This window comes from Planctellipticum variicoloris, from assembly GCF_030622045.1.
In the GTDB taxonomy this organism is placed as follows: domain Bacteria; phylum Planctomycetota; class Planctomycetia; order Planctomycetales; family Planctomycetaceae; genus Planctellipticum; species Planctellipticum variicoloris.
The window spans coordinates 4,757,019-4,772,261 of sequence record NZ_CP130886.1; the positions used below are offsets into that span (position 1 = coordinate 4,757,019).

Consider the following 15,243-nt stretch of genomic DNA (forward strand, 5'->3'; position numbering starts at 1 on the left):
GTTGAAGATTGATTCGGCAGACTAGCTGTGCGGGGGCTGCGAAGCAATCGGCATTTGGTCACGGAGCGCCAGGGGAACTACGGTTTTTCCGCCAGGCGGGCTTTGTACTTTTCATAGAGGCGAGTCTGGCGACTCTCGGGGGCGAACCCCTGACCGCGGATGTAGATTCCCTTGTATTGGGTGGTCGGCTGGAGGGGGGAGCCGTCGGTGATGATCAGGTTGGCCCACTTGCCGGGGGTCAACGAGCCAAGCCGGTCGGCGACGCCCAGGACTTCCGCAGCGGTCAAGGTGACGCCCCTTAAGGCCACGTCTTCGGGGAGGCCGTAGGCGACGCAGACGCCGGCTTCGAGCGGCAGGTGCCGGGCGAGGGCGGCGCTGTTCGAGCGGAAGCAGACTTTGACGCCGGCTTCGTGGAGCAGGCCCGCGCAAGCGAGGGGAGCGTCGAGGGGGTCGAAGTCTTCGAGCGGGGGGCGCATGACCGACCCCAGGATGACCGGAACCTGGTGTTCGGCGATTTCTTTGGCGACTTTCCAGCCGTCGAGGCTGCCGGTCAGGACGAGCTTGAGCCGTTCGTCTTTTGCGAACTGGAGCGCTTCCAGAATCTGCACGCGAGTCACCGCTTCGATGAAGACTGTGCGTTCGCCCTTGATGTAGGGGCGGAGGGCTTCGAAGCGAGGATCCTCGACGACCCGTGGCTGGCCGTCGGCCAGCGGGGCCGAGCGGACTTTGTCGTAGACCCGCGCGTCGGTCAGCAACTGGCGGAGCTCGTCGATGACTTTTTTGCGGTCCTTGGCGGCAGGCCATTGCATCTGCAGGCCGACGGCCGGCTCGATGACCATTTCCGGCGCGGTCCAGCCGGCGGGCTGCATGAGAGCGGCCTGCCCGGAGATGATGCCCCCCAGCGGGCGGATTAATGCGGTGGTGATGCCGTCGGCGCGGGCGACGGGGAGGAGCTCCGAATCGGGATTGATGGCTGTGCCGGCGAGGAGATCGGGCTGGAAGAGGCCCGCCTCGTTCGTGTCGTGCGTTTCCTGGATCGAACCGATTTCGTTGAGCCCCAGCATGGAACCGGCGTCGATCAACCCGGGGTAAATGTGGAGCCCCTGGCAGTTGACGAATGTGGCGTCGGCCGGAATCCCCGGCCCCGGACCGATCGACGTGATCAATTCCCCTTCGATGAGCAGCGTGCCGTTCGGGATTTCCGGCCCGTCAACGGGATGGAGCGTGGCGCCGACGAGAGCGACCTTTGGAAGGTGGCGTTCGAGGTGGCTCAGGACGGGCTTGCGTTCCTCGGGAGCGGGAAGTGAGAGAGGAGGGGCCAGCTTCGTCTGTGCGACGGCGGCCTGGGACATCGCGGAGGGCTGCTGCTCGCGGACGAAGTAACATTCGCCGGCGATGAAGGTCATTTCACAGCGGGAAAAGGCGCTGAGCGGGTGGCCGTTGTAGAGGGCGAAATCGCCCTGCTTGCCGATTTCCAGCGTTCCGAGGCGATCGTCGATTCCCAGTTCGCGGGCGGGATTGCGCGTGACGGCCTGGAGAGCGGCGTCCGGGGGCATGTTGCCGTGGCGAATGGTGCGGGCGGTTTCCCAGCGGAGGGGCCAGGGGATCACCGGGAAGTCGCTTTTGATGACGGTGTTGATTCCGGCGGCATGGAGCAGTGCGGCGTTGTGGGGGACGGCGTCGAAGGCTTCGACCTTGTAGCCCCAGTGGTCGGCGAACGTACTGCAACTTGCGCCGTGTTTCGCGATCTCGGGCGCGACTTTATAGCCCTCGAGCACGTGCTGCAGAGAGCGGACGCGGACGCCGACTTTGTCGGCCGAGCGCAGCAGCATCAGGATTTCGTCGGCGCGGTAGCAGTGGCTGTGGATGAAGATCTGCGATTCGATGATTCCGACCAGGGCTTCGAGCCGGAGGTCGCGTCGGGGGGGGAGGAGGTTCTGGCCGGCTTCGCCGGCGGCCTGCTTCTGGCGATCGTACTCCTGCCAGTTGCGGCGGTATTCGAGGGCTTCGACGAAGGCGCGGTGAATGGTGGCTTCGACGCCCAGCCGCGTATTGGGGAAACGGCCGGTGCGGCGTTTGACGTTCTCGCCGAGGGCGAACTTTACGCCTTGCGGCGAATCCGGCAGCAGGTGGCCGGCGATATCGTCTCCGTACTTAAGCTGCACGATGGCGTCCTGGCCGCCGATGGTGTTGGCCGAGCCGTGCAGCAGCCGGGCGGTGGTGACGCCTGCCGCGAGGGTGCGGTATTCGGAGATGTCGTCGGTGTGAACGGAATCCCGGATGCGGACTTCGCAGACGATCGAGTCGGTCGCCTCGTTGACGCCTGCCAGTCCCGGCCCGGCGGAGATCATCATGTGGTTGTGGGTGTCGATGACCCCCGGCATGGCGAAGCGGCCGGCGCCGTCGATGACCGTGACGCCCGCGGGGGCCTCGATCTCCGGGCCGATGGCGATGATTTTGCCTGCCTGGACGAGGATCGATGAATTCTCCAGGACCGCTCCGGTTCCGGTGAGAATTGTCAGCCCGCGGACGAGGACGTTGCCGCCGGTCTGCAACGGCCGGGCCAGGCGATCCGGCGGCAATTCGGTCGGCTGTTCGCCGGTCACGGTCGCCGGAGTCTCGGCGCCGGCCTGCGGCTGGCTGGCGTCGGCGGGACTCTCTTCGAGACCGCTGAGGGCGATGGGGTTGTCGGGCGTCGGGGGCGTTTCGGGTTTCCGGGCGGTCCATGCGACGGGGGCGCCGAAGGCGGATTTCAAAGTTCCGGCCAGTCCGACGTCGGACTTCTTGCCGGAGAATTTCAGTTGCACGGCGCGGTCGCCGGCGCCGATCGACACGACGAACTCCAACGAGTCTGCCGAGGCCGATCCCGAGGAGATTTTGCCGTCGCCCTGATCACTGCTGAATCGTCCGGAGAGGGCCGACTTCACCTGGACCAGTTCCAGCGTCCCGCGCAAATTGCCGTCGGCTCCATCAATCTCGACCTGCCAGGTTCCGGCGATGTCGAGGACCGTTTTCTCTGATTCTATGTCCGTCGGGACCGGTTTGGCGTCCTGGTGGTACTCGTACCGGCGACCGTCGATGATGACGTGGCGGACGCGGGAGCGTTCGTCGTCGAAGGGGCCGGAGAGGATGATCACGTGCCCGAGTTTGCCGGCGTCGAGCGTCCCGAGCCGGTCGCCGGCGCCGAGCAATTCGGCGGCATTCGACGTCAGGGCGGCGAGGGCGGCGTCGCGCGGGAGCCCGGCCTGGATGGCCTGCCGCAGGTGCTTGTGGAGCTGATCGGGCTGCTTGAGATCGCGGCTCGACAGGCCGAATTTGAGGCCGGCCTCGTGGAGTCTGGCGAGATTGGCGGTTCCTGCTTTCCACTCGGCGTGGCGAAATTTTCGGACGCGTTCGGGGACGAACGGATCGACCAGACCGTCCTTGCTGGCTTCGGGAGGGTCGATCTTTGGTTCGTCGCCGAAGCTGACGTCGACAATCAGCCCCGTGCCGAGGTTCTGCAGATGGGGGAGACTTTTCCAGCCTTCTTTGACGCCCCAGAGTGCGGGCTTGAGTCCCAGCTCGCGGGCGAGTGCGACGGAGCGTTCGATATCGTCTCGCGATTGAGCGGTGAAGAGCGATCGCAATTCGCCGCGCTGGAGGCGGGCCAGTTCGGTCAGGACCGGGTCGACCGCCGGGGATGGCAGCTTGCTGGCGGGCGTGGCGGCGAGCGCGAGCTGCTGGTCGTGGCGGGCGGCGTCGAGGAAGGATTGGCGGAGCAGCGCGTGGACGCCCATGAGGGTGGAGGGATACTCGTTGCCGACGCGCGTGAAGAGATTGACCGGTACGAAGGTGACGGGCAGGAGGAGCGTTTCACGGCGGGGGGCGGTTCCGGTGGAGGCAAGCGCCCCCTGCCCGGCAATGAAGCCGTGCGTGGGGGTGACGTGGACGGCACAGAACCCCTGCTGGCGGAGCTTTTCGAGCGAGTCTTCGGTGGGCTTGAGCCGCTCGGCGGCCTGCCACTGCGGAACGATTCCGGGGTAGTACGCTTCGCGCATGCCGGCGAGGGCCTGCCGGGAATTGTCGACAGGGCGGCCTTCGTCCTCGGGACTGCGCGCGTCGGCGGGGAGCCAGCCGGTGTAGCCGGCGTCAATGAAGCCGGGGTAGACGATGAGTCCGTCGGCTTTGAGTTCCTCGGCGTCGAGGGGCAGCGGGATTTCGGGTCCGCCGACCGCTTCGATGTGACCGTCGCGGAGAATGACGCGGCCGTTCTCGATTTCCCGTCCGGGGGCGACGACGACCCGCGCCCCGGTGATTGCGAGGCAGCGGACGGCGAATCCCTGGGATTGGAATGCCGGTTCGGCGGCGGTGGCGATCTGGGGAAGTCCGGCAAGCGTCAGAATCAGCAGACAACGGCCCCAGCCGCGCCGGGCCGGTCGGGGGGCGTCGATGGAATCGGTCTCCGGGTTGTTCATCGGATTCAATATTCATCCTCGCGGCCGGAAAAACCGGGCTGCGTTCGGGTTGGGGGAATCGGGCAAACTCTCCGGTCTGCAGCATACCAGCGGGGGTGAGCGTCCCGCCATGCCCTGCGCCGGTGATGAAATTTGCCCGAAATACCGTAAGAGCTGAATTGACAGGGATGGTGCGTTCGATATGATGCTGTGAGTGTTGGCAGGCTTTGATGCGTCACGGCATGTCGCCAACAGGTTCTGCGAAGACGATTTCACCGAAGGGTTCCGGCAGGATGCTGCGGTTCCGGTGGTCGTCAGTCTCGAAAGTCTAAGCGGGTTACGGCCTGCGATGGTCCAGGATCAGACCAGTTTGACGTCTGCCGAGTGGGCGCCGCTCGTCCCGGGTGATGGTTGCCGAGAGTGGCAACCTCCTCCTTTCGAGTGATGACTTGGTATCGATGTCGGGGTGGTTCCGTTCCCGGATGCTTCGCAGACCGTTGTTCCCGGAGCTGGTTGCTGGCAGTATGTGGGCCAATTCCCGCGTCATGGCTTCGTGCTGGTCACGAGGATCTGGGCGGGGGGTCCTGGTTCGCGGAAGTTATTCGCGAAATCCCGGTTCTGCAAAAACTCCGTGAGCGGGCTTCCGGCTGATTGAGGGGTCGTTTCGGCGTCCTCACGAGGCGGGATTCTGCTCGTCCGAGCATCGCCAATGCGGTTGCCACGCCGCGGCGGTTTGTGCGTGCTGCAGATGCGATTTCTCCGTCTGCCGGACGCAGCCTGTCTGTCTTGCGTTGAGGGTCGGACTGTTCCGGCCCGTCGGGAAATCGACTCCGAACGTGATTGATTTCCCGTCAGACGCCCAATGTTTCGTGTTGCCGCCGGGCATCAGGCCTGCGGCGTGACGGATTCCTGAGAGGTTTGGACAACCTGTATGGCGGAAAAGAGCTCCGGGTCCCCCAAGCGGACCACACGACCGCGTCGCACGACCAAGGCGGCTGCTGGCGACGAATCGCATGTCGCCCGGCCGGCGATTGAAGACGCCTTCGAGGAAGCCGCGGCAGCCCGTGCCGAGTTCGACGCACCTCCGACGGAGCGCGATATGGACTTCGAAGCGCTCGAAGCCCCCGCTCCGCGGAAACCAGCGCGACCGCGGACTCGCAAAGCGGCGGTGGTGGTGGAGTCGGTCGAACCGGCGGCCCCGCCGCCGGCGCCCGTCGAGCGCGAACCGGCAGAACGTGCTCCTGCGCCGCGGGCCGAGCGGGCTCGCCCCGAGCGCGAGCCTCCGATTTCGTACGATACGGTCGGTTTCGGCCCCGATGAAAGCGCAGGACCTGCCGGCGGCGACGCCGAAATGGAAGCGCCTCGCGGCGAGAACGGCGCTGCTCCGCGTGCTGATGGGGGCGACTCGGGAGAAGGCGGAGCGGGAGACGACGGTCGTCGTCCCCGTCGCCGACGTCGTCGTCGTCGTGGCGGCGACCAGCCGACGTCCGGCGGACCGACCGGCGGTCCCAACGCCGGCGGTGGCGGCGGTCATCATCACCAGCAGCCGCCGCGTGGCGGCGGTCGCAACCAGCGGGGCGGCCAGCAGCATGGCCAGCGCCGCGGCGGTGGCGGCGGTTACCAGGGCGGTCAAGGGGGGCAGCAGCGGCAGCCAGGCTACGGAAATCAGCCGAACTACAATGCTCCGCCCCGCGCGGACCTGCCGGGCGAACCGGTTCAGGGTCTGCTGGAACTGCATCCCAAGGGCTACGGCTTCCTGCGCGACGCCAAGGCCAACTACGCTTCGCAGGAGTCGGACGCGTTTGTCTCCAGCACGCTGATCGAGAAGCACAAGCTTCGCGAAGGGGTCTGGATCACGGGCGAATGCGTCTCCGGCGGTCGAGGGCAAGGGCCGCGGTTGCGGTCGGTCGAGACGATCGACGGTCGGACGCTGGAGGCCTATGCCGAGGTCAAGAGTTTCGACGAGCTGACGCCGATCAATCCGCACGAGCAGATCATCCTCGAAACCGGTTCGATGCCGATTACGATGCGGGTGATGGATCTGCTGACGCCGATCGCCAAGGGGCAGCGGGCGCTGATCGTGGCTCCGCCGCGGACCGGCAAGACGATGCTGTTGCAGGACATCGCCGACGCAGTCGCCAAGAATCATCCGGAGATCTATCTGATGGTGCTGCTCATCGACGAGCGGCCCGAAGAAGTGACGGAGATGAAGCGTCGGGTGCGGGGCGAAGTGATTGCATCTTCGCTGGACCGCGAGCTCGAAAGTCATATCCGGGTGAGCCAGCTCGTGTTCGAGCGGGCGAAGCGGATGGCGGAAGAAGGGCGGGACGTGTTCGTGCTGCTGGACAGCATCACGCGGACGGCGCGGGCGTTCAACAAGTGGAGCAACTCGGGCCGGACCGGCACGGGCGGGCTCGACATCCGGGCGATGGATTTGCCGAAGAAGATGTTCGGGAATGCCCGGCAGTTCGAGGAGGGGGGGTCGCTGACGATTGCGGGGACGGCCCTGATCGAAACCGGCAGCCGGATGGACGACGCGATCTTCCAGGAGTTCAAGGGGACGGGGAACATGGAGCTGGTCCTGAGCCGGGATCTCGCCGATCGGCGGATCTGGCCGGCGATCGACATCACCCGATCGGGGACGCGGCGCGAGGAGAAGATTCTGTCGCCGGAGGTGCTGGAAGGCGTGACGCTGCTGCGACGGAGCCTGATTTCGATGAGTCCGGTGGAGGCGATGGAGCAGTTGACGCGGATTCTGGTCAAGTACCCGACGAACGCGGAGTTCCTGGCGAAGATCCGGTCGATCATGTAACGGACCGGGAAAGCGGATGGAAATGGAGCGCCCGCCGGGTTTTTGACCTGGCGGGCGTTTTTTTGTGGGGGCATGCGGGGCGCCGGCCTGAACCGTCCCGTTCCGCGCGGCGCGAATGGCAGCGATCGGGGCGACGTGGTACGGTGGAATGCGGTTACCGTGATCTCTGGAGACCACGGCGGGTTTTCCCTCTTGATGTGGAGTCCGCGATGCTGGTCAGAACTTCCGAACCTGTGAAATCTGTCGTCAGAACGCTCGATAAGAACGGGCAATGGCATCGAGATCCGACGGGGAGCGAGATTCGCGACGCCTGCCGGGAGATTCAGTCGCACTGGACGGTTGCGGAGCGGGCGCGACGGCTGGTGAAGCCGAGCGGGTGGAGGTGAGGCGGAGGGGTGAGGTGAGGCCTGCGAAGCGTCATCAGTCCGTAATCAGCTTCGCGTTCAGCGCCAACGCGAACTGGGCGAGTTTCTCCAGTGCAATGACACTGGGGCAGCAGACCGTGATTCGCCCGTAGTAAAACTCGAATTTCTCCATCGCACCGAGTCCATTCATCACGGCCAATCCGGGGCGACTGATGCGGATCTCCTCGGCTGAAAACGGATTGCGGCGGATTTCATATTCCCGCAACTGCAGATCGGGGTCCGCTGCCACAACAGTCTTCCATTCGTCGAGCGTAATCGGATTCAAAACGCTCTCACGGCGCTCATTCGCTCGGGTCACTACGGCATAATAGCGCGACGGCGCAGAATCGACTCCAACATCCGTGGCGTCCTCGTAAACATCAATCGTCGTATCGCGCCAATCAAACAGATCTTTGAGGGAGCGAAGGTAACCCGGGAGATCGTCGCCGCGTGGATCAAATGCGCCGAGATCGTGATCACAAAGGCGAACTTGGCACGCCGGATCGCGAACGTCGATCGCATATTCGTTGCCGCACCCGTCATTCCCAATGCAGAAGTACTCCGCTGGCCACGGCGCTCCGGCGAACGCATTCGGAGTCGGACGCATCCGCAATTCCAGATTCGAGAGCAGCAGCTCCTTCGCATCCTGCACGAAATATGGTTCCGGATCTGCTCCGTTGATGGTGACTCCGACCAACAGCGCCTGACGATACACGTCCGGTAGAACGAGATTCAGATGGCGTTCTATGAGCTGGAGGTCTTCGAGATTCATGGGCCCCGAACTCAGCGAATCGGACGGTGGTCGAAACGATGAACCTGCACAGCGATACGATAACGTCCCGTGATATTACCGTACGAAGAAGTCTGCCGTCGATCTCGCACGCCGCAGGAGTGAGTAGAACTTGGCGCGGCGGGATTGAAGCTTTGCAGATTGGCGATATCGAGTTTCGCACTCAGATCTGCGACCCCGGCGAGGTCGAAGAGTCGCGGCGGGGGCGAGTTTCCAGGGGTGTCGCTGCGCTCAACTCCCGGCTACCGTCTTTGACCCCTGCGGGGTCAGAAGCGATCCTTGCGGGATCAGGAACTCTGCGACTTTGCCACCAACAACCAACAACCAACAACCAACAACTGACAACTGACAACTGACAAAGAACCAAAAGCCAAATTCCTCTATCGTTCCGTCCCACGGATTCGCAGCACTTGTTTTGAGTCTTCGTCCGGGAGGTCGCCGAGGCGGTGGCGGAGGCCTTCGATGCGCGAGGGTTTGATGACGTGCTTCAGGCGGAGGTATTCCGCGGGGGACTTCTGGAATTTTTCGCGGTTCTCTGCCGTGCTGAAGAGGTAGAGGCGGTCGTCGTAGAAGGCGGCGAAGCGGGCGTCGCCGGCGATGGCGCGATCGCTTTCGGCGAGGACGACGGGGTCGCAGCCCTGGAATTGCGGGGCGTAGGCGTCGGGGGTGGCGCGGAACGCTTCCAGCTCTTCGCGGGACTCCATGTAGTAGATCAGTCCCTGATGCTGCCAGGCGAAGGCGGCTCGTCCCCGCGCCCAGCGGCGGCCCTTGAACAGAGCGACGGGGCTGAAGCCGTCGAGGGCGATCAGGGGGCGGGCCTCGCCCATGCGGACCTGCGGCTGCAGCGGTTCGACGGGGGCTGCCGGGCGGGCCGGCTCGGGGGTCTCCGCGGGACCGTTGGCGGCTTTGGCGGCGAGATGGGACTTTACGAGCACGGCGAAGCGGGCCTCGGTCTGGGAGAGCATGGCCAGGTAGCCGTTGCGATCGAGGAAGCCGCCGGACTCGAAGACGACGCGGCCGTTGAAGGGTTCCTGCACGACGTCGGTGGGATAGGCGTCGACGTTGTAGTGCCGCGTCAGGGCGGGGAGGCGATCGCCGTCGACTTTCACGGCGACAAAGCGCTCGGCGAGCAGCCGCTGGACGTCGGGTGAGGAAAAGACGTCCCGTTCCATCTGTCGGCAGGGGGGACAATTGGGGCCGTAGAAGTGGATCAGGAGCGGGCGTTCGAGCCGCTCGGCGGCGGCCAGAGCCTCTTCGTAATTGGCGTACCAGACCTGCTGCGGGCGTGCGGCAGTTCGCGGACTGGCGGCCGGCTGGGGGCCGGCGGTCGCGGCCGGCGGCGCGACGGGCTTCCTGACAGCGAAGAGCTGCTGATAGCGAACGGACTGCTGCTGGAGGAACTGCCGGTAGGCGATGGCTCCGAGGGGCTGATTGGTCCGGGCCACGAGCCGCCCGTCAACGGGATCGAGAATGATATCGGTCGGAAGGACCTGCACGTCGTAGCGGCTGGCTACGGCGCGATCGCGGTCGTAATCGATGCGGACGGCGACGAACTTCTGAGCGATCTCGCTGCGGACTTCCTGCGTGGCGAAGACCTCGCGTTCCATTTTCTGACAGGGGACGCACCAGGCGGCGCCGAAGTGGAGGAGGACCGGGCGGCCGCTCTCGCGGCCAAGCTGCAGCGTCTGCTGATAGTCAGCCTGCCAGAGGGGCGCCTCCGCGGCGGATGTCGCGGAGGCGAACGAAACGAGGAAGACCATCAGGCAGAGGGAGACGCCGGAGGCCCGATTCCGAGCTGGAGCCGGACGACGCACCGCGGACGGCTTGCGGCGCGTGCAGTCGGTGAAACCGTTCGCACGGGGGGGCAAGGCGCCCGTGGCACACGATCGACCATTGGGAACTGAATTCGACATGGTCCGGATCTCCGTCCGATTGCGCGGCCTGGGAGCGTTCCCGTTCCCGAGGCGAGAATCTGACCGCGCCAGAGGGCCTCGTCCGAACTCTGCGCTATCGAGGGATGCGAGGATGCGTCGGATCGGTTGGCGGCGTCGAAAATTGCCGGGGAGGGTGCATCGGAAAGCGGCTGCTCGGACGAGCGAAAGCTTGCGGGCGAAATCGGCTGGTTGGACTGGTGAAAGATTGCGGGGGAGGAGGCCGAAGAGAGAGTGCAAAGTGAAAAATGAAAAATGAAAAGTGCAAAATGGAAGAGGCGGTGACCCGGGGGGAGTTACCAGTGGGCGGGGAGGCGGTCGGGGGGAGGCCAGGGGCGGTCTGCTGGGGGGGGAGGGAGTTCTGAAAGGTGGTCGGTGGGGGGGGCGGGGACTTCGATTCCTGCCAGGTGGAGGAAGTTGGCGAGGAGCTGGTGGCCCCCTTCGGTCAGGATGGACTCGGGGTGGAACTGCACGCCGTAGAGGGGCCAGGTGGCGTGCTGGAGGGCCATGATCAGACCGTCGGCGGTTGATGCGGTGGCGATCAGATCGGCGGGGAGTGATTCGCGTTCGACGATCAGCGAGTGGTAACGGGAGGCCCGGAAGGGATTCGGCAGGCCGGCGAAGAGGGGCGTCGACTCGTGATGGACGAGCGAGGTGCGACCGTGGACCGGTTGCGGGGCGCGGACGACGCGGCCGCCGAGAGCCATGGCGATGGCCTGATGGCCGAGGCAGACGCCGAGTAATGGTATCGTCGGACCGAGCTGACGGACGACGTCGAGCGAGACGCCGGCTTCGAGGGGGGTGCAGGGTCCGGGCGAGATCACGATGGCCTGCGGGGCGCGGGCGGCGATCTGCGCGACGGTCAGAGCGTCGTTGCGAACGACTTCGGTTTCGACCCCCAGCTCGACCAGGTAGCGGGCGAGGTTGTGGACGAAGCTGTCGTAGTTGTCGATCAGCAGGATCATCGCGGGCGCGCCTCGCGGAGTGCGTGGAGCATGCCGGCGGCCTTGTGGAGGGTTTCGGCGTACTCGTCGGCGGGGTCGGACTGGGCGACGATGCCGCCGCCCACGCTGCACTGCAGCCAGCCGCTGCGCTGGACGAAGGTCCGGATCAGCAGGTTGCTGTCGAAGCCGCCATCGGGCGTCAGGTAGAACAGGCTGCCGGTATAGGGACCGCGGGCGGTGGGTTCCAGTTCGGTGATGATCTCCATCGCCCGGACTTTCGGGGCGCCGGTGATCGAACCGCCGGGCCAGGTCGCGGCGAGGAGATCCCAGATCCCCTGCCCCGGGCGCAGCCGGCCACGGACGGCAGAGACGAGGTGCTGGACGGTTTCGTAGGTTTCGACGTCGCAGAGCTGCGGTACGGAAACTGAGCCGGCGGCGCAGACGCGGGAGAGATCGTTGCGAAGCAGGTCGACGATCATGACATTCTCAGCCTGATCCTTGTCGCTCTCCCGCAGTTCGTCGCGGGTGTAGAGATCGGCCTCGGGGAGCGGTCGGCGACGACGGGTTCCCTTGATGGGGCGAGTGTCGACTTCGCCATTGCGGACCTGGAGAAAGCGTTCCGGCGAGGCGCTGATCACGGCCCAGTCGTCGCGGAGATAGAGCCCGGCGAATGTGGCGGGGTTGCAGCGCCGCAGCGCGGCGTAGAGGTCGAGAGGACTGCCGGAGTAAGGATGCAGCAGCCGCTGGGTCATGTTGGCCTGGAAGATATCTCCGGCGTAGATGCGGTCGATCACCGACTGAACCGCCGCCAGGTAGGCGGGACGGGAAAAGTTGCTGGTCAGGTTCGGCAGTCCGGGGGCCGAGAACTGCGGGGCGAGGTCGGTTGTCGGCAATGGCGGAACGCGAAAGCGATCAGTCTCTGCTGCGACCGGCCCGTCCAGCGTGGCGAGAACTTGCCGCAGGCGCTGATCGGCACGGGAGCGGCGCGACGCGGGATTGGTTTCGGGCCAGCCCTGGGCGATGACCGAGGCGCGGTGCAGTTCGTGATCCCAGACGAGGGCCCAGTCGTACCAGCCGACTGCGGCGACGGGGAGAGCGAATTCGTCGTCGCGGGAGGTGGGGAGACGTTCGAAACAGCGGCCGAGTTCGTAGCCGAGCATGCCGGCGAGGCCGCCGCCGAAGGGAATTTCGTCCGGCAGAGACTCCGACTGCCAGGGGGTGAGGACAGAACGGAGCTCCGCGAACGGATCGACTCCGAACTGGGGCGTCTGTCGCGTCCAGCGCTGGAGCGGATCGGCGGTGAGGATCGAGTAGCGGCCCAGGCCGGGGCGCTGGAGGGGGCTGTCGAAGAGGATCAGATCGGGCCAGTCCGCGAACCGGCGGACCGTCGCAGCGACGTCCGGCAATTGCGGCAGTTCGAGGATCAGGGGGCCTCCCCTGCCCTCGTGGACGACGGAGGCTAACTCCGGGCGGGGGGACATCGGGGCGATGGTTCCTGAGGAGCGGGGGATTCCGCGGCGCCGGCGGCGTGGCGTTTGCGGCGCTGAACCGCGCTGATTTCTTCGGTGGTCAGAAACCCCCAGCGGAGGGCTTCATCCTGAATGTACTGTTTCCCGAGCGTGAGGGCCGTACGAGCCTTCTGGAGCTCCATCCCCAGATAGAAGGCGTGCTCGGCCGAGAGGGGGCCGATTTCGGCGAGCATGCGGTCGAAGACGTCGTAGGGATCGCCGCCGTGCCAGCAGCCGTCGCGGTTCAGAAGAAAGATCTCGCCCCGTTCGGCGAAGATGCGGAAGTTGGGATCGGTGATCTGACCGGCGAGTGTGCGGAGGTTGTCTTCACCCAGTTCGCGGAGCTTGGGATCGCGCAGCAGGACCAGCTCGCCCCCCCAGTGTTTGGGGAGGACCCGGTTGACGATGGCGTGGCGGACGAAGCGGCGGGCCAGGTCGAATTCGCGAACGGCGGTGCGGCCCCAGTTGATGACTTCGGTGGTCAGGATGCTGCCGATCCGGAGCTCTTCGCAGAAGGCGGCCAGGAGGAAGTTGACGCCGGCAGTGTCGACTTCTGTCAGTTCGGTGACGTTGCCGACGCCCATCAGCATGGCGGCGTCGGGATGAGACCGGCGGACGTCCTGATAGCGGGCCAGCGAGGCCGCAAAGCCGTAGCCAATCGGTTCGAGGATCGGATCGAGCCGGTACGGGCGACCGGCCGTGTGCAACGCGGCGGCGATGAGATCGAGCGAGGCGAGATCGGTGGGTTCGTCGGGAATGGCGACGAACTCGGCGGGAATGTCGATCGCCCAGTCGAGGTTGGTGTGATTGCAGCTCAGAACCAGTTCCGCGCCGGCTGCGACGGCGGCGGCGACTTCCTGGCGGTCGAAGCTGTCGATGGAAACTCGGTGACCTTCCGCGCGGAGGGCGCGGACGGCGGATGCGACATCGAGCCAGGATTCTCCGGGAACGCAGCCGAGGTCGATCAGATCCGCTCCGGACTGGCGGTAGTGATCCGCCTGCCGGAGCAGTTCGTCGAGAGCGAGCTGCGGGGCGTGATTGATCTCGGCGAGGATTTCGATGCTGTAATCGTTGAACGCGGGGAGCGGTCGGCGGGCGCGGCCGAAGTGCTGAGGCAGGTCGAAGAGATCGCGCGGCCCCAGTTCGAAGGGGACGCCGAAGCGTTCGGCGAGGGAATCAACGGACCCGCCGCACCAGCCCGGCAGGATGACGCGGGAGATGCCGGCGGGGACCGTCAATTTGCGGGCCAGCCAGGGGGACTGCATGAGGGCGGCGACAGTGATGCCGACGACGGCGATCTCGTAATCGAACCCCTGCTGCGCAGCGAGGGGCGCGACCACATCCTGCAGAGCAGGAGCGGCCAGCCGTCCGGTCACAAACAGGATTTTTTCGCGAGGCATTCCGGGGCGCCATCTGGCGGGAGTTGGTTCGATTGAGTTCAGCGAACGGCGCCGCCGTTGACGTTGATCACCTGCCCGGTGATGAAGCTGGCGTCGGCGCTGAGGAGAAAACGAGCATAGCGGGCGATGTCCTCGGGGGTTCCCCAGCGTTTGAGGGGAGTTTCCTGGAGCACGCGTTCCTGCCAGGCGTCGGAGGCGGTTTCGCCCCAGGCGGTTTTGATCCAGCCGGGGGCGATGCAGTTTACGCGGACGTGCGGGGCGAGGCTGACGGCGAGGGAACGGGTGAAGCCCATGATGGCATTTTTTGCAGCGGCGAAGAGTTCGCCGCTGTCTCCTTCCATGCCGCGATCAGCCTGATCCCAGCCGATCATCAGGATTGCTCCGCCGCGGGCATCCCGCATCCGGAGACCGATCGACTTCGCGAGTTCGAGAGCTGACTGCACATCGACCTGGAGCAGGAGTCGGAGTTTGTCTTCGAAGGACAGTTGGTTTTCCGGTCGGGTGAGGAGGTCGACGCCGGCGTTGTTGATCCAGAGATCGACTCCCCCCGTCAGATCCCAGGCTTGTTCTGCAAACCGTTTGACAGCAGTCGGTTCTGTGAAATCCGCCTGGAGGAGATGGGCGTTTGGGCCGAGCTGGCGGATCGAATCGGCGACTTTTTCTGCGGCCTCGCGGGAGCGGGAATAGTGGATCACGACATTGGCGCCGGCCCGGGCGATTTCGAGTGCGATGGCGCGGCCGATGCCTGAAGAGGCTCCGGTGACGACGGCGTTGAGTCTGGACAAATTTGCAAATTCTTGGATGTGAGGCACGTTTTTTTCCAACATCGGAGCATGTTGACGCGTCTATTGATGGGAGAAAACCGTCGGCGGCGTATTTATGACGCAGCGGCATTTGTTTTGCTCATTAGAGCGGAGAGAGCTCTCTCTGGCGATCGGCATCCGGTGCGGATGACCGATGCTGATCGCGTCGCTAGTCCTTATTTCTTAAGGAATTGTGTGTGATTACCCCTTTCGGGAAT

The 15,243-nt window shown here is 65.2% G+C and carries 9 protein-coding genes; 2 read left to right on the forward strand and 7 right to left on the reverse strand.

The genetic code is table 11. The annotated features are described in order from the left end of the window. Positions 1 to 77 precede the first annotated feature (77 nt). Positions 78 to 4,454: an amidohydrolase family protein gene (locus SH412_RS18520; RefSeq protein WP_336519496.1), complete on the reverse strand. Its 4,377-nt coding sequence runs from the start codon at positions 4,452 to 4,454 to the stop codon at positions 78 to 80. A gap of 910 nt (positions 4,455 to 5,364) precedes the next feature. Here SH412_RS18520 and rho point away from each other — a divergent pair. Together rho and SH412_RS18530 are read left to right on the forward strand one after the other, a co-directional pair. Beyond that, a complete protein-coding gene (rho, locus tag SH412_RS18525) occupies positions 5,365 to 7,245 on the forward strand; it encodes a transcription termination factor Rho (RefSeq protein WP_336519497.1) in 1,881 nt (626 codons plus the stop codon). A gap of 209 nt (positions 7,246 to 7,454) precedes the next feature. Beyond that, a complete protein-coding gene (locus tag SH412_RS18530; RefSeq protein ID WP_336519498.1) occupies positions 7,455 to 7,631 on the forward strand; it encodes a hypothetical protein in 177 nt (58 codons plus the stop codon). 34 nt (positions 7,632 to 7,665) lie between these two features. Here the strand turns inward: SH412_RS18530 and SH412_RS18535 are convergent, their stop codons facing one another. The 6 genes from SH412_RS18535 to SH412_RS18560 all read right to left on the reverse strand — a co-directional run bounded on the left by SH412_RS18535 (position 7,666) and on the right by SH412_RS18560 (position 15,007). Next, positions 7,666 to 8,421 carry an SMI1/KNR4 family protein gene (locus SH412_RS18535; protein ID WP_336519499.1) on the reverse strand — a complete coding sequence of 252 codons (756 nt, stop codon included), beginning with the start codon at positions 8,419 to 8,421 and terminating at the stop codon, positions 7,666 to 7,668. A 398-nt stretch (positions 8,422 to 8,819) separates the two neighbouring features. Beyond that, positions 8,820 to 10,352 carry a thioredoxin family protein gene (locus SH412_RS18540; RefSeq protein ID WP_336519500.1) on the reverse strand — a complete coding sequence of 511 codons (1,533 nt, stop codon included), beginning with the start codon at positions 10,350 to 10,352 and terminating at the stop codon, positions 8,820 to 8,822. Between the two features lie 314 nt (positions 10,353 to 10,666). After that, positions 10,667 to 11,335, reverse strand: a complete 669-nt coding sequence (locus SH412_RS18545; RefSeq protein WP_336519501.1) for an anthranilate synthase component II — start codon at positions 11,333 to 11,335, stop codon at positions 10,667 to 10,669. Beyond that, entirely contained in the window at positions 11,332 to 12,795 is a 1,464-nt protein-coding gene (gene pabB, locus SH412_RS18550) for an aminodeoxychorismate synthase component I (RefSeq protein WP_336519502.1), read from the reverse strand. Before pabB ends, SH412_RS18545 begins: the two co-directional genes overlap by 4 nt. Beyond that, complete coding sequence (locus tag SH412_RS18555; protein ID WP_336519503.1) at positions 12,774 to 14,222, reverse strand: DUF6513 domain-containing protein; 1,449 nt, start codon at positions 14,220 to 14,222, stop codon at positions 12,774 to 12,776. The genes pabB and SH412_RS18555 overlap by 22 nt, the downstream gene beginning before the upstream one ends. 38 nt (positions 14,223 to 14,260) lie before the next feature. Further along, positions 14,261 to 15,007 carry an SDR family NAD(P)-dependent oxidoreductase gene (locus SH412_RS18560; protein ID WP_336519504.1) on the reverse strand — a complete coding sequence of 249 codons (747 nt, stop codon included), beginning with the start codon at positions 15,005 to 15,007 and terminating at the stop codon, positions 14,261 to 14,263. Between the last annotated feature and the right edge of the window lie 236 nt (positions 15,008 to 15,243).

What these genes read in the sequence shown, in the direction of transcription:
- SH412_RS18540 (WP_336519500.1), bottom strand. Translation starts at nt 10,352, where the DNA reads ATGTCGAATTCAGTTCCCAATGGTCGATCGTGTGCCACGGGCGCCTTG.
- SH412_RS18555 (WP_336519503.1), bottom strand. Translation starts at nt 14,222, where the DNA reads ATGCCTCGCGAAAAAATCCTGTTTGTGACCGGACGGCTGGCCGCTCCT.
- SH412_RS18535 (WP_336519499.1), bottom strand. Translation starts at nt 8,421, where the DNA reads ATGAATCTCGAAGACCTCCAGCTCATAGAACGCCATCTGAATCTCGTT.
- SH412_RS18545 (WP_336519501.1), bottom strand. Translation starts at nt 11,335, where the DNA reads ATGATCCTGCTGATCGACAACTACGACAGCTTCGTCCACAACCTCGCC.
- pabB (WP_336519502.1), bottom strand. Translation starts at nt 12,795, where the DNA reads ATGTCCCCCCGCCCGGAGTTAGCCTCCGTCGTCCACGAGGGCAGGGGA.
- SH412_RS18520 (WP_336519496.1), bottom strand. Translation starts at nt 4,454, where the DNA reads ATGAACAACCCGGAGACCGATTCCATCGACGCCCCCCGACCGGCCCGG.
- SH412_RS18530 (WP_336519498.1), top strand. Translation starts at nt 7,455, where the DNA reads ATGCTGGTCAGAACTTCCGAACCTGTGAAATCTGTCGTCAGAACGCTC.
- rho (WP_336519497.1), top strand. Translation starts at nt 5,365, where the DNA reads ATGGCGGAAAAGAGCTCCGGGTCCCCCAAGCGGACCACACGACCGCGT.